The sequence below is a fragment of the Bacillus haynesii genome (assembly GCF_001969855.1).
Taxonomy (GTDB): Bacteria; Bacillota; Bacilli; order Bacillales; family Bacillaceae; genus Bacillus; species Bacillus haynesii.
The window spans coordinates 311593-335126 of sequence record NZ_MRBL01000016.1 but is presented as its reverse complement, the minus strand read 5'-3'; the positions used below and the strand labels follow the sequence as shown (position 1 = coordinate 335126).

24 protein-coding genes and 1 riboswitch are annotated in these 23534 nt (G+C 45.6%); of the genes, 22 read left to right on the top strand and 2 right to left on the bottom strand.

The window, feature by feature from the left end; genetic code table 11:
- Positions 1 to 111: 111 nt before the first annotated feature.
- The 7 genes from BTA31_RS14590 to BTA31_RS14560 all read left to right on the top strand — a co-directional run bounded on the left by BTA31_RS14590 (position 112) and on the right by BTA31_RS14560 (position 7210).
- Positions 112 to 2301, top strand: a complete 2190-nt coding sequence (locus BTA31_RS14590) for an RNA ligase (RefSeq protein ID WP_076792714.1) — start codon at positions 112 to 114, stop codon at positions 2299 to 2301.
- A gap of 263 nt (positions 2302 to 2564) precedes the next feature.
- Complete coding sequence (locus tag BTA31_RS14585; protein WP_003183123.1) at positions 2565 to 2909, top strand: hypothetical protein; 345 nt, start codon at positions 2565 to 2567, stop codon at positions 2907 to 2909.
- 101 nt (positions 2910 to 3010) lie between these two features.
- A riboswitch (FMN riboswitch) is annotated at positions 3011 to 3161 on the top strand.
- Positions 3162 to 3269: 108 nt separating this feature from the next.
- Positions 3270 to 4358 carry a bifunctional diaminohydroxyphosphoribosylaminopyrimidine deaminase/5-amino-6-(5-phosphoribosylamino)uracil reductase RibD gene (gene ribD / locus BTA31_RS14580; RefSeq protein ID WP_076792711.1) on the top strand — a complete coding sequence of 363 codons (1089 nt, stop codon included), beginning with the start codon at positions 3270 to 3272 and terminating at the stop codon, positions 4356 to 4358.
- Positions 4359 to 4369: 11 nt separating this feature from the next.
- Entirely contained in the window at positions 4370 to 5017 is a 648-nt protein-coding gene (gene ribE / locus BTA31_RS14575; RefSeq protein WP_043928409.1) for a riboflavin synthase, read from the top strand.
- A gap of 21 nt (positions 5018 to 5038) precedes the next feature.
- Positions 5039 to 6235: a bifunctional 3,4-dihydroxy-2-butanone-4-phosphate synthase/GTP cyclohydrolase II gene (locus BTA31_RS14570; RefSeq protein ID WP_076792708.1), complete on the top strand. Its 1197-nt coding sequence runs from the start codon at positions 5039 to 5041 to the stop codon at positions 6233 to 6235.
- 34 nt (positions 6236 to 6269) lie between these two features.
- On the top strand, positions 6270 to 6734 hold the full coding sequence (ribH, locus tag BTA31_RS14565; RefSeq protein WP_076792705.1) for a 6,7-dimethyl-8-ribityllumazine synthase: 465 nt from the start codon (positions 6270 to 6272) through the stop codon (positions 6732 to 6734).
- 101 nt (positions 6735 to 6835) lie between these two features.
- Positions 6836 to 7210, top strand: a complete 375-nt coding sequence (locus BTA31_RS14560; RefSeq protein ID WP_020452011.1) for a GNAT family N-acetyltransferase — start codon at positions 6836 to 6838, stop codon at positions 7208 to 7210.
- Positions 7211 to 7220: 10 nt separating this feature from the next.
- On the opposite strand, the gene BTA31_RS14555 is transcribed toward BTA31_RS14560, so the two are convergent.
- Entirely contained in the window at positions 7221 to 7742 is a 522-nt protein-coding gene (locus tag BTA31_RS14555) for a DUF309 domain-containing protein (RefSeq protein WP_043928411.1), read from the bottom strand.
- 119 nt (positions 7743 to 7861) lie between these two features.
- Complete coding sequence (locus BTA31_RS14550; protein WP_003183108.1) at positions 7862 to 7957, bottom strand: YjcZ family sporulation protein; 96 nt, start codon at positions 7955 to 7957, stop codon at positions 7862 to 7864.
- Positions 7958 to 8138: 181 nt separating this feature from the next.
- Here BTA31_RS14550 and BTA31_RS14545 point away from each other — a divergent pair, with 181 nt between their 5' ends.
- From BTA31_RS14545 to BTA31_RS14475, 15 genes are all read left to right on the top strand, one after another.
- Positions 8139 to 8894 (top strand): segregation/condensation protein A, encoded by a 756-nt coding sequence (locus BTA31_RS14545; protein ID WP_043928425.1) that lies wholly within the window; start codon positions 8139 to 8141, stop codon positions 8892 to 8894.
- Entirely contained in the window at positions 8884 to 9477 is a 594-nt protein-coding gene (scpB, locus tag BTA31_RS14540) for an SMC-Scp complex subunit ScpB (protein ID WP_043928412.1), read from the top strand. Before BTA31_RS14545 ends, scpB begins: the two co-directional genes overlap by 11 nt.
- 114 nt (positions 9478 to 9591) lie before the next feature.
- Entirely contained in the window at positions 9592 to 10083 is a 492-nt protein-coding gene (locus tag BTA31_RS14535; RefSeq protein WP_043928413.1) for a YpuI family protein, read from the top strand.
- 153 nt (positions 10084 to 10236) lie between these two features.
- Positions 10237 to 11391: a D-alanyl-D-alanine carboxypeptidase family protein gene (locus BTA31_RS14530; RefSeq protein ID WP_076792702.1), complete on the top strand. Its 1155-nt coding sequence runs from the start codon at positions 10237 to 10239 to the stop codon at positions 11389 to 11391.
- Complete coding sequence (locus BTA31_RS14525) at positions 11379 to 11966, top strand: nucleoside recognition domain-containing protein (protein ID WP_076792700.1); 588 nt, start codon at positions 11379 to 11381, stop codon at positions 11964 to 11966. The genes BTA31_RS14530 and BTA31_RS14525 overlap by 13 nt, the downstream gene beginning before the upstream one ends.
- Positions 11967 to 11970: 4 nt before the next feature.
- Positions 11971 to 12507, top strand: coding sequence for a spore maturation protein (locus BTA31_RS14520; protein WP_076792697.1), 537 nt, complete (start codon positions 11971 to 11973; stop codon positions 12505 to 12507).
- Between the two features lie 160 nt (positions 12508 to 12667).
- On the top strand, positions 12668 to 13402 hold the full coding sequence (gene rluB / locus BTA31_RS14515; RefSeq protein WP_076792695.1) for a 23S rRNA pseudouridine(2605) synthase RluB: 735 nt from the start codon (positions 12668 to 12670) through the stop codon (positions 13400 to 13402).
- A gap of 87 nt (positions 13403 to 13489) precedes the next feature.
- On the top strand, positions 13490 to 14026 hold the full coding sequence (gene resA, locus BTA31_RS14510) for a thiol-disulfide oxidoreductase ResA (protein WP_043928418.1): 537 nt from the start codon (positions 13490 to 13492) through the stop codon (positions 14024 to 14026).
- A complete protein-coding gene (gene resB / locus BTA31_RS14505; RefSeq protein WP_076792692.1) occupies positions 14023 to 15663 on the top strand; it encodes a cytochrome c biogenesis protein ResB in 1641 nt (546 codons plus the stop codon). Before resA ends, resB begins: the two co-directional genes overlap by 4 nt.
- 12 nt (positions 15664 to 15675) lie before the next feature.
- Complete coding sequence (gene ccsB, locus BTA31_RS14500; RefSeq protein WP_043928421.1) at positions 15676 to 16851, top strand: c-type cytochrome biogenesis protein CcsB; 1176 nt, start codon at positions 15676 to 15678, stop codon at positions 16849 to 16851.
- A gap of 144 nt (positions 16852 to 16995) precedes the next feature.
- Positions 16996 to 17718, top strand: coding sequence for a response regulator transcription factor (locus BTA31_RS14495; protein ID WP_043928422.1), 723 nt, complete (start codon positions 16996 to 16998; stop codon positions 17716 to 17718).
- On the top strand, positions 17715 to 19496 hold the full coding sequence (locus BTA31_RS14490; protein WP_076792690.1) for an ATP-binding protein: 1782 nt from the start codon (positions 17715 to 17717) through the stop codon (positions 19494 to 19496). The genes BTA31_RS14495 and BTA31_RS14490 overlap by 4 nt, the downstream gene beginning before the upstream one ends.
- A 431-nt stretch (positions 19497 to 19927) precedes the next feature.
- A complete protein-coding gene (locus tag BTA31_RS14485) occupies positions 19928 to 20629 on the top strand; it encodes a response regulator transcription factor (RefSeq protein ID WP_076792856.1) in 702 nt (233 codons plus the stop codon).
- Between the two features lie 3 nt (positions 20630 to 20632).
- Entirely contained in the window at positions 20633 to 22084 is a 1452-nt protein-coding gene (locus BTA31_RS14480) for a sensor histidine kinase (RefSeq protein ID WP_076792687.1), read from the top strand.
- Positions 22081 to 23205 (top strand): WD40 repeat domain-containing protein, encoded by a 1125-nt coding sequence (locus tag BTA31_RS14475; protein WP_076792685.1) that lies wholly within the window; start codon positions 22081 to 22083, stop codon positions 23203 to 23205. The genes BTA31_RS14480 and BTA31_RS14475 overlap by 4 nt, the downstream gene beginning before the upstream one ends.
- Positions 23206 to 23534 lie beyond the last annotated feature (329 nt).

The following is a 23534-nucleotide window of genomic DNA, read 5'->3' as shown; positions in this document are numbered from 1 at the left end:
ATTTTTTTATTTGTTTTTTGAAACAAATAGCAAAAAAGTACGTATATTCTTGGAAGGAATGCTAACATTTTTTATAATAAAACTCATCAGAACTAAATAAGGAGATCAACAATGAGGACTTTGGTACTGCTTAGAGGCTGCCCTGGCACCGGAAAATCAACGTGGATCAGGGATCATCAATTGAATCAATATACGCTGTCTGCCGATCAGCTGAGGCTGATCCATCAGTCACCCGTGTTAAATTTGGAAGGGAAATACGACGTCTCCCAAAAAAATGACGGCAAGGTATGGAAGCTTTTGTTCAGCCTGCTTGAAGAAAGGATGGAAAGGGGGGAATTCACCATTATTGATGCCACACATGCGAAGCAAAGCATGATTTCAGGCTATAAAGCTCTCGTTTTAAAGTATCGCTACAGAGCGTATGTGGTTGATTTCTCCGATATTCCGCTTGAGACCGCTCTGTTGAGAAACCGGGAGAGGGCTGAGCATAAGCAGGTGCCCGACAGCGTGGTTCACGCCATGCACGAGCGGATTTTATCTGAACCGGCGCCTTCCTGGACAACGGTCATCAAGCCGGAAGAATTTGACGATGTGATGCAGTATAAGCCGAGGCGGCTTGACAGCTACAAAAAAATACATGTCATCGGGGATGTGCACGGCTGTTTTACGGTGCTTGATTCCTATTTGAAAGGCAGACTCGAAGATGACGAGTTATATATTTTTACAGGCGATATGCTTGATAGAGGAATAGAAAACGCAAAAGTCGTTCAATTTCTGCTCAGTATCAAAGACCGCAAAAATGTGATTTTGCTCGAAGGAAATCATGATAAATACTTAAAGCAATACGGGCATGATGAAGAGACAAGAAGCAGCGTATTCAACAAGAAGACCAAACCGGAATTAGACGAAGCGGGCTTTGATAAAAAAAATATCAGGGAACTGGCCAGGCGCTTCCACCAAATTGTCTACTTCACGTATGGACAAGACACTTACATCATCACGCACGGCGGCATTTCCGCGCTCCCTGACAACCTTCTGTTTACGGCAACCAGCCAGCTGATCAACGGTGTCGGCGGATATGAGACAGATATCGACCATGTCTTTACGAAAAATATGAAAGGGCGGAATATCATTCAAATCCACGGGCACAGAAACATGTTCCGGCTTCCAGTGCATGCAGCCGCAACATCATATAACCTGGAAGGGCAGGTGGAGCACGGCGGGCATTTAAGAGTTGTCACCATTGACCGGTCGGGAATTCAAACATATGAAATCAAAAATGATGTGTTTAAAACGTCAGCTCCTCCGCTTACTTCTCATCACGAACACGAGGAGCTGACGGTCGAACATTTTCTAAAGCATTTGGACGAACACGATTATGTATCTGAGCAAAAATTAGCCGGCGGCATTTCCTCTTTTAACTTTACGAGGAAGGCTTTTCAGGAGAGAAAATGGGACAGCGTCAGCATGAAGGCAAGAGGGCTGTTTATCAACAGAAACACCAATGAAATCGTCAGCAGGAGCTACAATAAATTTTTCAACATCGATGAGCGCCTGACGACGAAAATGCATGTTCTCGTTAACACGCTGCGCTTTCCGGTCACCGTTTATGATAAGGCGAATGGATTTTTGGGAACGGTCGGCTACAATTCTGAAACCGATGGGCTCGTCTTCACCTCAAAATCCTACACATCGGCAAGCGGACAAAAAGATGGGCATGCAAAATGGGTGGAAGAACTGTTTCACAAAACGTTTGACGCATCTCAGACAGAGGATATAAAAGAATATGTAAAAACACGCAATGTTTCGTTAGTGTTTGAAGTCGTGCTGCCAGAAAAAGATCCGCACATTATCGAGTACAAATCGGACAAGCTTGTCCTTCTCGACATTGTCAAAAGGCAAATGAAATATGAAAAGCTGCCGTATGAAGACATCGTCCGTTTTGCCGAGACATATCGCGTAGAATGTAAGCAAAAAGTCATTGCTTTTCACCAGTGGACCGATTTTTATAAATGGTACCTGTCTATGTCAAATAACCCGTCGATTGAAGAGGAAGGATATGTGATTGAAGACTCGGCAGGATTTATGACAAAATTGAAACTGCCTTTCTATCAATATTGGAAGTTCATCCGCGGAATCAAACACAGACTGGGCGCGGCTGCTGCTCGCTCGTCCCAACACGATGCCTTGTTCCATTCCGAGCATGTAAAGTTTCTCGCCTGGGCAAAAACGAAAGACAGCGAGTATTTTAAAAATCAGTCCGTTATCGCCATCCGAAACGACTTTTACAGCGAAACCTAAAGCGAAGAAAACACAACAAACGGTTTTTTGAAAAATAGTTATTTAGACTCAATTTCCAACCTTGTTTTTCATACACACCCCTAAATCAGAATGTATATTCGTAGGTTATAAGTAGTATTTCGTCTGAATATGAAACGATTTCCCTTCATTTTGCGTTATACTTAAAAACCACATATTTTCCGTCTGAATCGAATATGTTTTATTTCATCATTTACAGGAAATAAACATAGGATAGTTCAGAACGTGTTCTGGAGGTTTTGATCATGGGGAAAATAAAATTCAAGCTCACGGTTCTGCTCGTTTTGGCTGCCGTACTGGCCGGAGGCTTTTATTATTTAAAAAACGGAAGCGTTCAGGATGTCTCAACGGCGCTCAGCCAAACCGTCTCATCTGAGGAAAAGAACTATACCATTTATCAATATAAGATCACCAAAATTGACGGCACTGAATACCACGGGGTATCAGATAACGGAACGAAGATCATTTTTAATGCGAAAAATCTCAACCAGGATCTGTCCGACATTAAAGAAGGAGATAAAGTAAAGGCCTACTTCTCTAATGCCAACAGAATCGACGGATTAATCAAAGTCGTCAAAGTGGCAGAATAAAAACCCTCTGTTTTTCAGAGGGTTTTTCTGTGCAAGCAGTTTTCATTGCAATTTTAATATGCGGCCGCTATAATTACGCATAAGGACAAGTAAATATCGATTGTATCCTTCGGGGCTGGGTGAAAATCCCGACCGGCGGTAATAAAGCGAGAGACAGCTTTAGAGCCCGTGACCCGCTGTGCTTCGTGCAAAGCGGTGGATTCAGTGAAAAGCTGAAGCCGACAGTGAAAGTCTGGATGGGAGAAGGATGAAGAGACTATGTAAAAAATAATGAATAAGCATAGTTTTATTTCTCATGCACAAAAACAACCCCCGGATCAACATCCGGGGTTATTTTTTTGAAAGAAAGGAGGGAAATTCATGACGGATGCGCATTATATGAATCTTGCATTGGAGCTGGCGAGGCAGGGCGAAGGTCAGACCGGGGCCAATCCGCTTGTCGGAGCGGTTGTCGTCAAAGACGGCGAAGTGGTCGGAATGGGAGCCCATTTAAAATACGGCGAAGCGCATGCAGAAGTGCACGCCATTCAAATGGCAGGCCGCCATGCGGAAGGAGCCGACATCTATGTGACGCTTGAACCGTGCAGCCATTACGGCAAAACGCCTCCTTGCGCAGAACTGATTATTCGTTCCGGTTTGAAGCGGGTGGTCGTGGCAGCTGAAGATCCGAATCCGCTCGTTTCCGGAAGAGGAATCGAGATGCTGAGAAGCGCCGGGATCGAGGTGGAAACGGGTGTTCTCAAAGAACAGGCGGAAGAGCTGAACGAAAAGTTCATGCATTATATGCGGACAGGCCTTCCGTATGTGACATTAAAAGCCGCTGCAAGCCTTGACGGCAAAACCGCCACCGCAACAGGCGACAGCAAATGGATTACTTCTGAAGAAGCGCGGATGGACGCTCACCAATACCGAAAAAATCACCAGAGTATTTTAGTCGGTTCGGGCACAATAAAAGCAGACGACCCGAGTTTGACATGCCGTCTCCCCGGTGCGGTGAATCAGCCGGTGCGTGTCGTTCTTGATACGACGCTGTCCATCCCGCTCCAGTCAAAAGTGGTTCAGGACAAAGCAGCGCCAACTTGGATTTACACGACGTCCAAGGCAGATCCCGAAAAGGTTCGGAACCTGGAAAAAGAAGGTGTACAGGTAACCGTGCTGGATGCGGATGAACTTCCGGTGCGCGACGTGCTTCAGCACCTTGCAGAGTGCGGCATCGCTTCAGTCTTTGTCGAGGGAGGCGCAACGGTTCACGCAAGCTTCGTCAAAGAAGGACTCTATCAGCAAATGATCTTCTATCTTGCCCCTAAATTAATCGGAGGGCTGCAATCTCCCAGCATCCTCTCCGGTGAAGGCTTTCAATCGATGAAAGATGTCCCCTTACTGCATTTCACAACCATTACCAAGATCGGCCAGGATATAAAGCTGGCGGCAAAACCGATAAAAGAATAAGGCGGTGGCATATGTTTACAGGCATCATTGAAGAAGTCGGAACGATTTTGGACATGAAAAAGGCGGGAAGCGCCATGTCTTTAGTCATTCAATCCAACAAAGTGATCGAAGATGTGAAGCTCGGCGACAGCATTGCTGTCAACGGAGTCTGCCTGACCGTAAATGAGTTCGGTTCCGGCAGTTTCACGGCGGATGTCATGCTTGAAACGCTGAAAGCAACATCACTCGGCACATTAAAAAAAGGAAGCCGCGTCAACCTTGAACGGGCGATGGCAGCAAACGGCCGCTTCGGCGGGCATATGGTGTCAGGGCATGTCGACGGCACCGCATCTATCGTACGCATAGAAAAAGCGGCTAACGCCGTATACTATGATTTAAAACTTGACCCTTCACTGGCCAAAATGCTTGTGTTAAAAGGTTCGATCGCCGTAGACGGCGTCAGCCTCACCATTTTTGGACTGACGGAGGATCAAGTAACAGTCTCGCTTATCCCGCACACATTGGATGAAACAATTTTTCCGGAAAAAAAGGCCGGAAGCATCGTCAACATCGAGTGCGATATGATCGGCAAATACATTTACCGGTTTCTCCACCAAGGAAAACAAGAAAAACAGACAAAACCATTGACCGAAGCATTTTTTAAAGACAACGGGTTTTAAATGAAAGGAGGCTGTGCGTCTATGTTTCACACAATTGAAGAAGCGATACGCGATTTGAAGCAAGGGAAAGTCATCATCGTGGTCGATGATGAGGACAGGGAAAACGAAGGTGATTTCGTTGCACTCGCAGAATACGCAACACCTGAAGTGATCAACTTTATGGCTTCGCACGGAAGGGGGTTGATCTGCACGCCGCTCAATGAAGAGATCGCTTCACGGCTTGACCTCCATCCGATGGTGGACGAAAATACAGATTCTCATAACACGGCATTTACGGTCAGCGTGGATCACCGCGATACAAAGACGGGGATCAGCGCTCAGGAGCGGTCGTTGACCGTCATGTCCCTGATCGATGATCATGCGCTTCCGGGCGATTTTAAAAGGCCGGGGCACATTTTTCCTCTGATTGCGAAACAAGGCGGCGTTTTAAAAAGAGCCGGACATACGGAGGCGGCCGTTGACCTTGCAGAAGCGTGCGGTTCCGCGCCGGCCGGCGTCATCTGCGAAATCATGAATGAAGACGGCACGATGGCAAGGGTGCCTGAACTTAAAAAAATAGCCGATCAGCACGGCTTGAAAATGATTACGATTAAAGATTTGATCGAATACCGCTACAGCAAGGGAACGCTGATCAACCGAGAAGTGAAGATTACGCTGCCTTCCGAATTCGGTACATTCAAGGTTTACGGCTATACAAACGAAATCGATGACAAAGAACATATAGCACTCGTCAAAGGCGACATACCTTTCGGGGACGAGCCTGTGCTTGTCCGCGTACACTCAGAATGCCTGACGGGCGATGTTTTCGGCTCTTACCGCTGCGACTGCGGCCCGCAGCTTGCTGCTGCGCTCGCACAAATCGAACAAGCGGGCCGGGGTGTGCTCCTGTATTTAAGACAGGAAGGAAGAGGAATCGGCTTAATCAATAAACTGAAAGCTTATAAGCTGCAGGAAGAAGGATATGACACCGTGCAGGCTAACGAAAAGCTCGGTTTTCTCCCAGACCTTCGCAACTACGGGATCGGCGCCCAGATTTTAAGAGACCTCGGTGTGAAGCAAATGAAGCTGCTAACGAACAACCCGCGAAAAATTGCCGGTCTCGAAGGCTACGGTCTGACGATCGCAGACAGGGTGCCGCTGCAGATGGAGACAAAAAAAGATAATGAACAGTATCTAAAAACGAAAAAATCAAAATTGGGGCATATGCTTCATTTTTAAACTAAAATCAATCACAAAAAAGGACGGGATTCATATGAATAAAATAGAAGGTCATGTAATTGGAACAGATTTGAAAATTGGGATCGTTGTGTCAAGATTCAACGATTTTATTACAAGCAAACTTCTAAGCGGTGCAGAAGATACGCTGTTGAGACATGGGGTCAAAGCTGATGATATTGATGTCGCCTGGGTTCCCGGCGCATTCGAGATTCCGCTGATCGCCAAAAAAATGGCTGAAACGAAAAAATACGACGCCGTGATTACACTGGGCACGGTCATCAAAGGAGCGACAAGCCACTATGACTATGTCTGCAATGAAGCGGCAAAGGGGATTGCAGCGAGCAGCATGTCAACAGGTGTTCCGGTGATCTTCGGCGTATTGACGACAGACACGATCGAGCAGGCGGTAGAACGCGCCGGAACAAAAGCCGGAAATAAAGGTGCAGAAGCTGCCGCGGCAGCGATTGAAATGGCGAACCTGACCCGGTCGCTTCAATAATTACCGAAAAAGAGTTTAAAAAGGTTATAAAAATGTTTATAATGTGATGTGAAGCGACTAGCCTTCGTTAGATCCACATTTTGATATATTGAGGGGTATTTATGTTAATTCGTTATAAAAAGTCATTCGAAAAGATTGCGATGGGGCTCCTTTCGTTTATGCCGAATGAGAAGGACGTCAAGCAGCTTCAGCAGACAATTAAAGACTATGAAACGGACACTGAAAGGCAACTGTTCCTATGGAAAGAAGGCGAAGATATTGTCGGCTGTGTAGGAGTAGAGAAAAGAGAAGAAGAAGTCGAGATCAAGCATATCAGTGTAAACCCGTCTCACCGTCATCAGGGAATCGGCAAAAAAATGGTGTCGGCCATTTCGCAAATGTTTGCACCTAAACCGCTGGTTCCGAATGAATTAACTAAAGGATTCTTTGAGCGCTGTCAGGATCACGAAAATGAAGACATCACATATAACCAATGAGCAGAGGCTTTTAGCCTCTGCTCTTTTTTCGCCGTTCGATTTGTTTTTCCCTCTCGGCAACTACTTCAGTTCTGTCCCTCAGCCGGTGTTTATCGATAATGAAGGCGTTTGGTGCAGCGTTTGCTCCCCACTCATACGCCTTTTTTTCGCATTGTTTCCGGCATGCTTTGATCAATGCTTCATCTGCGATCGGAAGCATGATGCTTACATAAGGAGAATGGGCTTTGATTTTTTGATAAGTCTGCCTTAACAGCTCGATGAAGCGGCTGTAATCCAATCCGAGCGATTCGACTGCGTCTTTTTCGGACGTCAGGATGCGGATGCTGTTCGCCATTAATCTCTCTGCGCCGGCAAAATTGTTTCTCCGCTGATGGTAGAGCGCGACAGCCAGCTGAATCAACCCGACCCAGTATAATTTCCGCTCGCCGGGAGGGTCCTTTTTCCAATGGTCTTCTAGAATTTCGTGGCACTCAAAATAATCCCTTGCCCCGTGAAATTCGGCCAGGTAATCAATATAAGCTTGGGGATACATCTGACATCCTCCTTTAAGTTTCCGTTAAAGTGTATCATAAGAACGGAACGGAGGAAAAACGGCTGATATATCCAGGCAGTGAAAAAGCGCCCGGTAACGGACGCTTCTCATCTTTTATGTTAATAGATCCATGCCGCTCCTACAATAATCAACAAAATAAACAGAACGACAATCAAAGCAAATCCTCCGCCGTAGCCGAAGCCTTTACCTCCCATGTTGTTCCCTCCTCAGATTTAAGATTTTACACAGTATTCTATGCAGGATACGCTCAAGCCGTATAGGCGGATGCCAAAGCTTCTTAAATTATATTGGACTTCATGCAGACGCGTAATTTATACTAAAGGGTAGCCAGTTTTAGCCGGCTTAGAAGCGATTTTGAAAATGGTGAGAAATGACATGGAATATCAGGTGAAAATCGAGGCGTTTGAAGGACCCCTGGATCTGCTGCTGCACTTAATCAACCGCCTTGAAATAGACATTTATGACATACCTGTTGCGAAGATAACCGAGCAGTATTTATTATATGTGCACACGATGCGCGAACTTGAGCTCGACGTGGCCAGCGAGTATTTGGTGATGGCTGCGACCCTTCTCAGCATCAAAAGCCGAATGCTCCTTCCAAAGCAGGAAGAAGAGCTGTTTGACGAAGAGCTTCTCGAGGAGGAAGAGGACCCGAGAGAAGAATTGATTGAAAAATTAATAGAGTACAGAAAATACAAAAGTGCTGCGCAAAATTTAAAGGAGCGCGAGGAAGAGCGGCAAAAAGCATTCGCAAAGCCGCCGAGCGACTTAAGCGACTACGCCAAGGAAATAAAACTCAGCGAGCAAAAGCTGTCCGTCACCGTTTACGACATGCTCGGGGCGTTTCAAAAGGTGCTGAACCGCAAAAAAATCAACCGGCCGTCTGAAACAAGAATTTCAAGGCAGGAAATACCGATAGAAGAACGAATGACACAAATCGTCGACTGTTTGAAAACGTCCCGCAAAAGGATGCATTTTATGGAACTGTTCCCGTACGAACAGAAAGAGCATCTCGTTGTGACGTTTTTGGCGATTTTGGAGCTGATGAAAAACCAGCTGATCATTATTGAACAGGAACATAACTTTTCAGACATTTACATAACAGGGAGTGAAGCGATTCATGACGCATGATATCGTGAATTGGAAAGCCATTGTCGAAGCGCTTTTGTATGCCGCCGGCGACGAGGGCCTGACAAAAAAACAGCTATTATCGGTCTTAGAGGTCGATGAAGCTGAGCTGCAGGATATTATGCTTGATGTCAAAGAAACCTATGAAAAAGAAGACAGGGGCATCGAGCTTGTCGAGTACGCGGATACGTACATGCTTTCGACCAAAAAAGAATTCGCCGTCTATTTGAAAAAGCTGATTGAAGCCCCTTCAAAAGGGCTTTCTCAGGCTGCCCTCGAGGTTTTAGCCATCGTCTCATATAAGCAGCCGATTACGAGAGCAGAAGTCGAGGAGGTCAGAGGGGTCAAATCTGAACGGATTCTCCAGAGCCTTATCGCAAAAGCGCTGTTGTGCGAAGTAGGCCGGGCGGACGGACCGGGCAGGGCGATCTTGTACGGTACAACAGAAACATTTCTTGAACAATTCGGCTTGAAAACGCTTGAAGAGCTTCCGCCGCTGCCCGAAAATGTAGAAGAAGACGGGGTTCAGGAGGAAGCCGATCTGTTCTTTGAAAACTTTAACCAGACGTTTGAAGATTTAAAATAGATTCACCTTAAGGACCGAAGTATGATAATATGTATTATCGTATTTTTTATGTTTAATTTCATTCATGAAAGAATACGATTGTAACAAAGCGATGAGGAGAGGGTGCCGACACCAATGGGAAAATCTATGGCAAGAGCCCAAACCGAGCAGGCAGGCGAATTTTTAGCACAGACCGTTCAGACGCTGAGCGATTATTTAAACGAAACGACGCTCTCATCCCTTGAAGCCGAAGAGCCCGGGAGGAGAGATTATTATCGCGATGTCCTCAGCAACTTGAGAAAACTGGCGGTTTACTGTGAAGAAGGGCTTGCGGCCTGCCGAATCAGGCTGCAGCAGGCTCCTTTTCAGGACGCTGCCGCCGAAAGGACGCTCTATCAGATCTATCATCGATGCATAGAAGAATTTTTTACACCGAAAAAAGACACTTGGTACGAAGACAGCAGAGCGGCCTACACGGGAAAAAACGCCATTTGCTTTCACGAACCAGCGCCGGCCTCATTAAAAAATTTGATGGCTTCGCTTGAAACAGAATATCAATCGATGAGAGAAGAATTGGAATACTATGCGACTGACTATCGGATGAAGATGGTTCAGCCGAGATCATAGCTTAAATGAACTGTGAGCCGGAACTCCCCCTTTCATGAAAGGGGGAGTTTTGATGTTGCTTGAGATTTTTCTCGGGGAATCATCCAATTGGTGTTCATAACGGAAAGACAAGCGCATAAACTTGTACAAACAACCACAAGGACGTGAGAAAAAATGCGCTTTTTTCTAAAACAAGCTGCAGCAGTCATCATCATATGCTCTCTTTTATGCTCTTCATTCCAAACCGCTGAAGCACAGCCTTCCCTTCATGTCAGCGCAAGAAGCGCGATTGTCATGGACGGGCAATCGGGACGGGTTTTGTTTGCGAAGGATGAGCATGAAAAACGGCGCATTGCAAGCATAACGAAGATTATGACAGCCATTTTGGCCGTGGAATCGGGTAAATTGGATGAAACGGTCACGGTCAGTGACAGAGCGGTCAGGACGGAGGGATCATCGATCTATTTGACAAGCGGACAAAAGGTGAAGCTGAAGGACCTTGTTTACGGTTTGATGCTGAGGTCGGGAAATGACGCAGCCGTTGCGATTGCCGAGCATGTGGGCGGAAGCCTGGAGGGCTTTGTCTACATGATGAATCAAAAAGCGGCCGACCTTGGCATGGAAAACACCCTGTTCCGCAATCCGCACGGACTCGATGACCACCCTGATCACTATTCTTCGGCCTATGATATGGCGCTTTTGACAAAATATGCGATGACAAATGAAACGTACCGAAAAATCGCCGGAACAAAGCACTATAAGGCTGAAACGATGCAAGGCATCTGGAGAAATAAAAACAAGCTTTTAACAGGGCTTTACAAATACAGTACAGGCGGGAAGACGGGATATACAAAGCTGGCAAAGCGTACACTCGTCTCCACTTCATCGAAAGACGGAACCGATTTGATCGCTGTCACAATCAATGCCCCCGACGACTGGAATGATCATATGAACATGTTCAACTATGTATACGGCCACTACAAAACATATATCATCGCAAAAAAAGGCGAGATTCCGAAATTAAAAGACTCTTTTTACGGAAATAAAGCTTTTATTAAACGGGATGTCACATATCTGTTAAACGAAGATGAAAAAGAAGATGTGAAGGTTGACATCGAGCTTCTTGAACCGAAAAAATCATGGCGCAAAAACAAACAAGAAATCCCGGACATCATCGGGGAAATGAACGTCATGTTCAACGGAAAAACGATTGCAAGCGTACCGATCTACTATGAAAACGAACGCAACAAAAAGCCGAAAAAATCGTTTTTTGAGACCTTTCAATCCGTATTCCAAAGAGCGGCAGGCGGTTCATCATGGTCAATATAATCTGGGTCGGCTTAACGGTGATCGGTTTGGTTTTTGCACTTTTCAACGGAACGGTTCAGGAAGTCAATGAAGCCGTATTTAAAGGTTCGAAGGAAGCCGTCACGATTGCGATCGGACTGATGAGCGTCCTTGTTTTTTGGCTGGGGCTGATGAAAATCGCTGAACAATCCGGGCTTCTCGAAAAATTCAGCAGGTTGTGCCGGCCGTTCATTTCAAAGCTGTTTCCCGAGATCCCTCCGGAGCATCCGGCGATGGGGTACATTTTATCCAATTTAATGGCCAACTTTTTCGGATTGGGCAATGCGGCGACACCGCTCGGCATTAAAGCGATGGAACAAATGAAGGCGCTCAACCGGAACCGCAGGGAAGCGAGCCGCTCAATGATCACCTTTCTGGCGGTCAATACGTCAAGCATTACCTTGATTCCGACGACCGTCATCGCGGTCAGGATGACATATGATGCAAAGGCGCCGACAGACATCGTCGGGCCGACCATTTTGGCGACTTTAATATCGGGGATCTTTGCGATCTTCATCGACCGATATTTTTATTATAGAAGAAAAAAGAAGGGGTGAGCATTTGGAATTCATCAATTGGCTTTCTCTGGCCCTTATCCCGTTTATCATCGTCACGATTCTGTTATACGGTACATTCAAAAAAGTTCCGACTTATGAGGCATTTGTTGAGGGAGGGAAGGAAGGAATCCAAATTGCGTTTTCCATTATCCCTTATTTGGTCGGTATGCTTGTAGCGATCACCGTTTTCCGTGCTTCAGGGGCGCTCGATTTTTTTATGAATCTTTTAAAACCCGTGTTTTCCGCCGTGGGAATTCCGACGGAAGTGGTTCCGCTGGGTCTGATCCGGCCGATTTCAGGAACGGCAGCGCTCGGCATGACGACCGATTTGATCGCTGTTTACGGGCCCGATTCGTTCATCGGCCGGCTGGCCTCTGTCATGCAGGGATCGACAGACACGACCCTGTATGTTTTGACCGTCTATTTCGGAGCGGTCGGAATTAAGAAAATGGGGGATGCTTTGAAGGTGGGACTGCTTGCTGATTTAGCGGGGATTATCGCGTCTGTGATCATTGTAACATTGCTGTTTGGAAGCGCCTGATCAACAGGCGCTTTTTTGCTTTTTTAGCCAAAACTGTTTTACTTTTGACGTGAGAAAGGATACATTTAAGGGCGGAGTGCTTCTTTCCTAAGGAAGAAGGCGCCTCGCAAACTTGTTTGTTGGTCTGGAAAAAAGTAAGATAATACATGAGGTGAAAGATATGGAACGACTTCAAAAAGTAATCGCCCACGCCGGTATTGCATCGAGGCGGAAGGCGGAGGAACTTATAAAAGAAGGGAGAGTCACGGTCAACGGGAAAACCGTCAGAGAGCTCGGCGTTAAAGTGTCAAGCTCAGACCGGATTGAGGTAAACGGCGTCCAGCTTGAAAGCGAAGAACCCGTTTATTTTCTCCTGTATAAACCGAGAGGGGTTATATCAGCAGTCAAAGACGACAAAGGCAGGAAAGTTGTGACCGACTTTTTCACCGAGGTGGAGGAGCGGATTTATCCGATCGGAAGGCTTGATTATGATACGAGCGGCCTCTTATTGTTAACGAATGACGGGGACTTCGCCAATAAATTGATGCACCCGAAATACGAAATTAATAAAACGTATGTAGCAAAGCTGAAAGGCATTCCTTTAAAGGAGAATTTAAAAAAACTTGAGCGGGGCGTACGTCTAGAGGAAGGAAAGACAGCTCCGGCAAAAGTGAAGCTTTTGTCACTCGATAAGAAAAAGCAGACAAGCATCGTCCAAATCACGATCCATGAGGGACGAAACCGCCAGGTCAGGAGAATGTTTGAAGCCATCGGACACGAGGTGCTCAAGCTGAAAAGGGAAGAGTACGCTTTTTTAAATCTTGGGGGCTTGAAAACAGGGGAAAAAAGAGAACTCACGCCTCATGAAGTCAAAAGGCTCAGGGCATTAGCCGAACACGGTAAAGCGGCTTTCTAAATTTTCACACAACCTTCAAAAAAGGTAAATGGCAGTCAGTCTTGAGATGATATAATGATACTGAATGTCTAAATGAGGGGGCGGATTATGAAAAAAAAGCGTTTTTACATTCGGACAGGCATCCTCCTTGTGCTGCTAGCAGCGCTTGGCTACACGCTGTACAGCGCCGTGTTTCAAAATACGGAGAGTGTGGCGGTGGGGGAAAAAGCTCCCAATTTTTCGCTGGAGGATGTTGACGGCAACCGTCTCAAGCTGGACGAACTAAAAGGCAAAGGGGTATTTTTAAACTTTTGGGGAACATGGTGTGAACCATGCAAAAGAGAATTTCCTTATATGGCGAATCAATACAAGGTGTTTAAGGATAAAGGGGTCGAAATCGTCGCCGTCAATGTCGGCGAATCAAACCTTGCCGTCCGAAACTTTATGAAAGACCACGGTGTCAATTTTCCGGTTGTGCTTGATAAAGACAGGCAGGTCCTGAACGCCTACGATGTCACACCGCTGCCGACCACGTTTCTCATCAACCCTGACGGAGAGATTGTCAAGGTCGTGTCGGGCACGATGACAGAACGGATGATCCATGATTATATGAATATGATCAAACCAGAGGGATCGTCATCATGAAAGAAATCAAATGCGAATGCGGCCATGTGAATCCGGCGGGTACCGTTTTGTGTGAATCGTGCGGAAAGCCGCTTGTCAAACAGGATGCCAAACTCCTTGACATGCGGTATGACGGAAGTGCGAGACGCTCTCAAACCTATAACAAAACAATCGTAGATAAAATATGGAATTTCTTTTCGTCTGTAAAGGTCGGCGTCTGGCTGATCGTCATTACGCTGACAGCATCTGCTTTTGGAACGATTTTCCCGCAGGAAATGTTCCTGCCGCCGGGTGCGCAGGCTGATACATACTATAGCGAACAATACGGGCTTCTCGGACAAATCTATTACGCTCTTGGTTTTCACAACCTTTACGGTTCATGGTGGTTTATCATTCTGGTTGCCTCAATCGGCATATCGCTTGTCATCTGCAGCCTTGACCGGGTCGTTCCTTTGTACAGGGCGCTGAAAAATCAGGGCGTCACGCGAAATCCAAACTTTATGGAGAGGCAGCGCCTTTTCAGCCGGACGGAAGCGGATTTGTCCGATGACACAAGAGCGCAAATCGTCGGTAAACTGAAGAAAAAACGGTACCGCGTCAAGGAAGAAAACGGCAACCTGTTTGCAGAAAAAGGCCGTTTTTCAAGGTGGGGGCCTTATGTTAACCATATCGGGCTGATTATATTTCTCATCGGGGTCATGCTCAGATTTGTTCCGGGCATGTATGTCGACGAAACCCTTTGGATCAGGGAAGGGGAGACTGTGCCCATCCCGGGAACTGACGGCCATTACTACTTGAAAAACAACCGGTTTACAAAAGAAATGTACGACAGTGAAAAAGAAAAAGAAGTATTTTCAGAGGCGATCACCAAAGCCGGTGACGGGACTGTTGCAAAAACATACCAAACCGATGTTGAACTGTATGAAAGAAAAAATGACAGCCTGCCAGGTGAAGCGCCTGAATTGAAGAAAGTGAAAAACGGCCAGATCAGGGTCAATGATCCCCTGAAATTCGGTTCATATGCACTCTATCAGCTGACGTACAAGGAAGGCGAGCTCGACAAAATGGTGTTTCAGCTGATTGAAAAAGACAGCGGGAAATCTTTCGGCAAAGTGGCAATCGACCTCTTGGAGCCGAAACCGGAATATGATCTTGGTAACGGTTACAAAGTTCATATTGCAAGCTACCTGCCGGACTTTTATTTTAACAAAGACGGGGAGCCGAGCACGAAAACGAGGAATCCGAACAATCCGGCTTTTGTATTCCAGATCACCGCACCGGATAAGCCTAAAGGAGAAAAGAGTTTCGTGGCGATTCAGGAAACAATCGAAGGTTCTGACGACAATAAATACAAAATGAAGTTTGACCATGTCGAAACGAAGAATCTCTCAGGCCTCACAATCAGAAAAGATTTGACTTTGTGGGTGCTCATGGTCGGCGGCGCCATCTTTATGATCGGCGTCATCCAGGGGATGTACTGGCACCACAGAAGGATCTGGCTCAGAACGCTGGACGGGCAAGTGCTCGTCGCCGGACATACGAACAAAAACTGGTACGGGCTGAAGCAGGACTTGAAGGCCGTACTTGAGGATACGGGGATATCCGAACCGGCCGATCAAAAAGAACTGTCAAAGGAAAAAAATAAACGGCCAGCATAGGGAGGGGTTTTTATGGCAGAGTTAAGCGGCAATTTACTGTACGCGGCATTTCTCTTGTATCTCTCAGCGGTCTTCTTTTTTGGCGGCTCCATCAGGAGCAAGGCTTCAGAACGGAAGAAGAAGAACCGCTGGGCATCGATCGCAGTGTTGATCACGATCATCGGATTTGTATGCCAGTTTGGATATTTTATTGCGAGATGGAGCGTTTCCGGACACGCACCGGTCAGCAATCTCTTTGAATTTACAACTGCTTTCAGCATGATGCTCGTCCTTGCGTTCATCATCATCTACTTTATTTACAAGCTGTCTGCTCTGGGACTGTTTACACTGCCCGTTGTTCTGCTTTTAATCGCATATGCCAGCATGTTTCCGACCGATATCACACCGCTGATACCGTCGCTTCAAAGCAACTGGCTTTATATTCATGTCACGACTGCAGCTCTCGGGCAGGCGATTCTCGCCATCAGCTTTGTCGCCGGCGTGATCTTTCTGCTCAAGCATGTGGATCAGTCAAAGCCGGGCAAAAAAACGTTCTGGCTCGAATTTGTCATGTTTATGCTTGTGACAACGCTCGCGTTTATCCTTGTGACGACCTCATTCCGCATCGGGGGTTATGAGGCGCAGTTTAAGTGGATTGATAAAGACAATCAGGAAGACGTCATGATTTATGAGCTTCCCGCTCTTATCGGCCCGAACAAGGGCGAACTTTTAACGGAGGAGAGGATGGAGCCGCTTGTCAATGTGCCGCCTATTTTTTCAGGCCGGAAGCTGAATACCGTTCTCTGGTCGTTTGGAACCGGCGCCTTGCTTTACGGTGTCATCAGGCTGATCATCAGAAAACGCATCAGTCAGCTTCTTCAGCCGCTCGTGAAAAATGTGAACCTTGACCTTGTCGATGAAATCGGCTATCGCTCCGTTTCGATCGGCTTTCCGGTTTTTACGCTTGGCGCGCTAATTTTCGCGATGATATGGGCACAGCTGGCATGGAGCAGATTCTGGGGCTGGGACCCGAAAGAAGTCTGGGCGCTGATTACATTTTTGTTTTATGCAGCTTATCTGCATCTCAGGCTTTCAAGAGGCTGGCACGGCGAAAAATCGGCGTGGCTCGCCGTCATTGGTTTTGCCATTATTATGTTTAATCTTATTTTTGTAAACCTTGTCATCGCCGGACTTCACTCTTATGCATGATCCGTGCGGAGCAGGAAGGTCCGGGCTTTTCACGGGCCTTCCACAGCTTTTCGTTTTAAATTGCGGAATGGCCATTCTTAGCTTGGCTTACGATCGCTTTTCTAATAAAATGAATGTAAGAAGATTCAAATCAGGAGGTTTACGATGGAACAGACGAAAGAGACAAAAATATTGGTAGTAGATGATGAGGCAAGAATCAGACGACTTTTAAAAATGTACCTGGAAAGGGAAAACTATAAGATCGAAGAAGCCGAGAATGGCGATGAAGCCATCGATAAAGCCCTCGGCAACGATTACGATTTAATCCTGCTCGATTTGATGATGCCCGGAACCGACGGCATTGAAGTATGCCGCCAAGTACGCGATAAAAAAGCCACTCCGATCATCATGCTGACGGCGAAAGGCGAAGAAGCGAACCGGGTGCAGGGCTTTGAAGTCGGAACCGATGATTACATTGTAAAACCTTTCAGTCCGAGGGAAGTGGTGCTGAGAGTCAAAGCGCTCTTGAGAAGATCATCGCAAACCTCTTACCTGAATACAGATACAACGGCAAAAAATGTGCTTGTTTTTTCTCACTTATCCATTGATCACGATGCTCACAGAGTCATGGCGGACGGAACCGAAGTCAGCCTGACGCCGAAAGAATACGAACTGCTTTACTTCCTGGCTAAAACCCCTGATAAAGTATACGATCGTGAAAAGCTGCTGAAGGAAGTATGGCAATACGAGTTTTTCGGCGATTTGAGAACGGTCGATACCCATGTTAAACGTTTACGTGAAAAACTGAACAAAGTCTCTCCGAAAGCTGCGAAAAAAATCGTAACAGTATGGGGTGTCGGGTATAAATTTGAGGTCGGAACCGAATGAAGTTTTGGAAGAGCGTAGTCGGTAAACTGTGGTTTACCATACTGCTTTTGGTTTCATTTGTCTTATTTATCCTTACGGTCTTTCTGCTTGAGTTTATTGAAAACTACCATGTTGATGAAGCGGAAGCTGATTTGACAAAGCTTGCCAGCAAGGTGGCCGTCATCATGGAAAACCATAAAGACCAGGAGACAGCAAGGTCGATCACATGGGAGCTTGCCGATGAACTGACGAGCATCGCAGTCATCAAAAATGAGAATGAATATTGGTATTCGCCGCGGGAACATCAAAAAGTGGCTTCCATCACATTAAAAGATATTAAAGCCGATCCCGATCTGAACGAAGCCCTTCGCAAACATCAAAAAGTGCAGAAAAGGACGGTTATCTCCAATCAAAAGAACGATCAGCTGATTGTCGGCGTACCGTACGGGAAAGGCGAAGATGAAGGCATGGTGTTTCTTTCTCAATCGCTTCTCGCCGTGAAGGATACGACACAGCATACGACGAGGTACATCCTCTTTGCCGCTGCCATTGCGATTGTGTTAACGACGATTTTCGCTTTCTTCCTCTCAAGCCGGATTACTTACCCGCTCAGAAAAATGCGGCAGGGTGCCCAGGACTTGGCAAAAGGGAAGTTTGATACGAAGATTCCGATCCTGACCCAGGATGAAATCGGTGAGCTGGCAATTGCCTTTAACCAAATGGGGCGCCAGCTGAAGTTTCATATTACAGCACTCAATCAGGAAAAGGAGCATTTGTCGAATATCTTAAGCAGTATGGCCGACGGCGTGATCACCATCAATATCGACGGGACGATCCTTGTGACAAACCCTCCGGCTGAACGCTTTTTACAGGCTTGGTATTATGAGCAGAACATGAATGTAAAAGAAGGCCATGAACTGCCTCCTGAAGCGCGCGAGCTTTTTCAAAACACGGTCAGCACGGAGAAAGAGCAGATGATTGAAATGACCCTGCAAGGCAGAACATGGGTGCTGCTCATGAGTCCGCTGTACAATCAGTCCCATGTACGCGGAGCGGTCGCCGTGTTGAGGGATATGACGGAGGAAAGACGGCTTGATAAGCTGAGAAAAGACTTTATCGCCAATGTCAGCCATGAGCTGAGAACACCGATTTCGATGCTTCAAGGGTACAGTGAAGCGATCGTTGACGACATCGCAAGCTCTGAGGAAGAAAAAAAGGAAATCGCACAGGTCATCTATGACGAGTCTTTAAGAATGGGAAGGCTTGTCAATGATTTGCTGGACCTTGCCAGAATGGAGGCGGGGCATATTTCCTTAAACGTTGAACCGGTGGAAATCCGTGAATTTTTTGAGAGGGTGTTCAGAAAGTTTTACGGAGTGGCCGGGGACAAAGATATTACGCTTTCTCACAATCTTGATCTGGACGAAGCCAAATTTGTGTTTGATCCGGACAAAATGGAGCAGGTATTAACAAACCTGATTGACAACGCGATCCGCCATACAAATGCCGGCGGCACCGTACATGTCGATGTGCAGTCAGCGCAAAGCGGGCTGAAGATCGCCGTGAAAGACTCGGGCAGCGGCATTCCCGAAGAGGACCTGCCGTTTATTTTTGAGCGCTTTTACAAGGCGGATAAAGCAAGGACGCGAGGAAAAGGCGGGACGGGCCTAGGACTTGCGATCGTCAAAAACATCGTCGATGCACACAACGGATCGATCACCGTCCACAGCATGTTGAACGAAGGTACTTCCTTCACGTTTTACATTCCAAGAAATAAGCAGGATGATGGCCAAATTTGACGAAGAATCTTGTTCCATAAGAAACAAAGAGCACCTGTTCATGCAGAACAGGTGCTTAGTTATTTGAGGGCAAAATGTATCCAATTTGTAAAATTTCTGCTGATCCTGAAACGTTTATGCCTTTGTTGCCGTTAAAAAAGTGAGCATTTCAAAAGACAGATGAACGTCTAAGAGGAAATGGATGAAGCATTTGGGACAGCCGGAAACTTTATCATAGAAAACCGCATATGGAAATGATCGCTCCCGTTCTGATAATCTGTAAAAGGCAGTTCATATTTTTCTGTGCCTTAAAGTCCGCCAGCGATCGAATTGCGGACTGTCAAATGAAGATTTTGGTTTGGATTTATGTATAATCTCTATAGAAGGATGCGAGAAACAAAAGAGATTCTTTAGATAAAATAAGGATGAAACAAGGAATGAGTGATGACTTGATGGATAAAACCAAAATATTGATTATTGAAGATGATGAAGCAATTGCTGATTTGCTTTCATACGGGCTGACGTCCGAAGGCTTTGAAACGTGTACGGTCAATAACGGTTCTTCAGGAATGAGGAAATTAGATCAGTTCAAACCTGATCTTCTGCTGCTCGATTGGATGCTGCCGGACTGCAGCGGCTTGGATCTTTGCAAAAAAGTGACCGAAAGCTATAATATTCCGATACTGATGATCACCGCCAAATCAGATATCACGGATAAAATACTTGGGTTGGAATTCGGGGCCGATGACTATATTACAAAGCCATTTGATCTGCGCGAAGTTGTCGCGAGAATCCGCACGATCCTTCGGCGTCTGGAGCAAGCCCATCATGTGAACGGACGGGAAACGGAAAAAGAGGATGAGATCCGGTTTAAAAATATTGTGATCGTTCCGGGTGAAAGACTGGTGAAAAAAGACGGGGCAGCCGTTGAATTAACTCCTAAAGAATATGATCTGCTGATGACTTTGGTTGACCATCGGGGAAAAGTTTTTACGCGTTCAGAGCTTTTGGAATTCATCTGGGGATACGATTTTTTCGGTGACACCCGTACAGTCGATACCCATATTCAAAGACTCCGCAAAAAGCTTGATGCAAGCGACTTGATTAAAACAGTGTTCGGCATCGGATATAAATTCGAGAAGCAGGAGGAGTAGAGCGTGTTACGGACCATCAAGGGCAAGTTTATTGTTGGCTTTTTTCTGATTTTTTCTCTCTCCTTCCTTGTGCTCAATCACACGGTCAAGAACGTCATTTGGTCGAGTAATGAAAACATTGTGACATCGGATTTAGTCGAATTGAAAAAAAACAGTACCGTGTATGTAAACCAAGCATTTTTAATCAATCATTATAAAAACAATGAACTTTATTTCGGCGATATGGCCGATGAAATGGTGGATAATTTAAATCACTCTACAGGAAGCAATGTCGGTGTTTATACCGTGGATGGCACTTTGCTGTCTTCTTCCGATAAGAAGGTGTTTTCCGAAGGGAGTGATGATGATCTTATACAGGCTATCAAAGGAAAGTCCGCCTATCATATCACCTATGATCGAAATAAAGCGGAGGTGTTTTTCTCATATCCAGTTGTCATTGACGGAACAAAAGTAGGCATATTGCGTTTTTCGAAAGATTTTGACCTGCTCTATAAGCAAAGCGGAGAGATTCTCGATATTGTTTTTTACATCGCCCTTGCCATATTTGTGGCGGCGTTTCTTTTCTCCTATATCCTCTCCAGACATATCACGATTCCGCTCGTGAAGCTGACAGAGGCTTCATCACAAGTCAAAAAGGGCAAGTTGGATGTGGATATCCACTTTCAGAGAAAAGATGAGATTGGCCAGCTTGCCGTCAATTTCAATGATATGATCAACAGGATTAGAGAACAGATTTCAACCATTGAAAGGGATCGGGATCGCTTAAAGGAACTGAACGAGCAAGAGAAACGCTTTTTTGACAATATGACGCATGAGCTGAAAACACCTCTGACTTCCATCCAAGGATATGCAGAGATCATAAAAGATAAAGGGGAATCGGATCGGGCATTTTTTGATAAAGGAATGAACCACATTGTTGAAGAAAGCCGCCGCCTGCACAATTTGGTGATCAAGCTTCTTGAAGTATCCCGGGAAACGTCCAAGGATGATCATTTTACCAGAATCGACGCAGGGGACATTTTAAAAGATGTATGCGAATCGATGAAGTTTCGGGCGGGACGGTATAAGAAAACGATCTCCTGTGACATTGAAGAAGATCTGTACGTTCACGGTCAGGTGAATAGGCTGCGCCAGCTTTTTATCAATTTGCTGGACAATGCGATCAAATACAGCTTATCCCATTCGGAAATCATCATTAAAGCCGGGATCGTTGGAGAAAAAGTTCTTTTTACGTTCAAGAATCCGAGTGCTCCATTTGAACATAACCAACACTCTAAAATGTTTCAGCCCTTTTATTCGGTAAACCAAAAGATCACGGAAGAGGGAAGTGTAGGTTTGGGATTAAGCATTGTGAAAACAATTGTTGACGAACACGGAGGAACAATTGAGATGTTCTACAAGGAAAACGATACAGTGATTCATGTTGAATTAGCTTACGCAAAGGTTGAGAAATGATGAAGAACAAACCATTTATCATATGGGCAGGGGTGCTGTTGTGTCTCGTGATAATCGTGTCCAGTTATAATGTGGGAAAACGCTCGGAAACCATTATTATACCAAGCAAGGAAGAGAATGTTCAGAAGAACCGCCCCTTTCAAGTAAAAACAATATATCGCCTTCCCAAAGCAGATCAGTTGCTTGGATGGTCTTCATCGGACTCCATCGTTGGTTTTTTCAAGGGAGATGAGACACCTGAACGTGCAACACACCGTCTTCAGCGTCTATCCTCCCCTTATGAAAAAGCTGAAAATCTGCAAGGAATTGAAAGCAATACGTCCAACCTAAAGGTGTCTCCGGATGGAAAGAGTATCGCTGGGGTAACCGTGTCATCAAATAAGGCATCAATGAATCTGATCTCGTTGGTAAACGGGAAAAAAACGGAAATCGTAAGTTTTCCCTCAAGCAGTGAGGTTTATGTCCAAGATGTTTCATGGTCAAATAACAGCAAATACGTTTGTTATCTAGTCATAGATGCCGGGCAAGATGGTCAGACTAGCCTTCATGTTTTCGATACAGATTCCGGAACGCACAAAACGTATTCATTGAAGGGTTTTGCCGAGAAAGATTCGCTTACGGGAGTTCGCATCTCTGATAATGGACGCGGCTTGCTGCTTACTGTGTTACAGATGGGGCAGAAAGAAAGCATCATGATGGGAACTGTTAACGGCAATCGCATCGATATTCAGGACAAGCGTCAAAACAGCCTTGGCGAGCCTGTTTGGTTAAACAATGATCAATTTGTATTCCTCGGTACCGGGGAAACCCTGTACGAATACGATCGCCGAAACGGCGAGCTTTCTGCTCTGCTCGAAAAAGTAGCCGCGTTCACATTCTCAAATGACCGAAAGAAAATCGCTTACTCTTTGAAGGATGAAGACAATATCTATGCAGGCAAGCTTCAAGGGAAAAATATCCTGTATGAAGAACCGGTATACCACGGCACCATCCCTTCGGAAATATATTGGAGCCCGGACGGCAACAGCCTGCTCGTTAACGCACAATACCAGTATCCTTCCGTAGAGAGTGCATCCGCGCGATTTTTAGAAGAACAAGCATATATCATCACATTTAAATAACCGATCATTGTCCACTTTAAGATCAGACAAATAAACCTTATTTCAGTTAAATACCGAAATAAGGTTTTTCTTTTGTAAAGACCTCATGTTTTTCACCCGTTTATTCCCTTCTCACTATTTTCTGCAGGGTAATAAGTCCGAATATTTACTCCTCAAAAAATGATGTTTTTCTTCTTTTTGTGACATTTTGTTTACAAGTTGGTCGAACTTCTGCGATATCTTCTCCTTATATTTAAAGAGCATCCTTCTTATAGAACTTTGTCTTCAAAATACAGCTTAAAAAATGTCATTTGTATGTGACGAGTTTAAAAGAAACCTAGTGATTGATA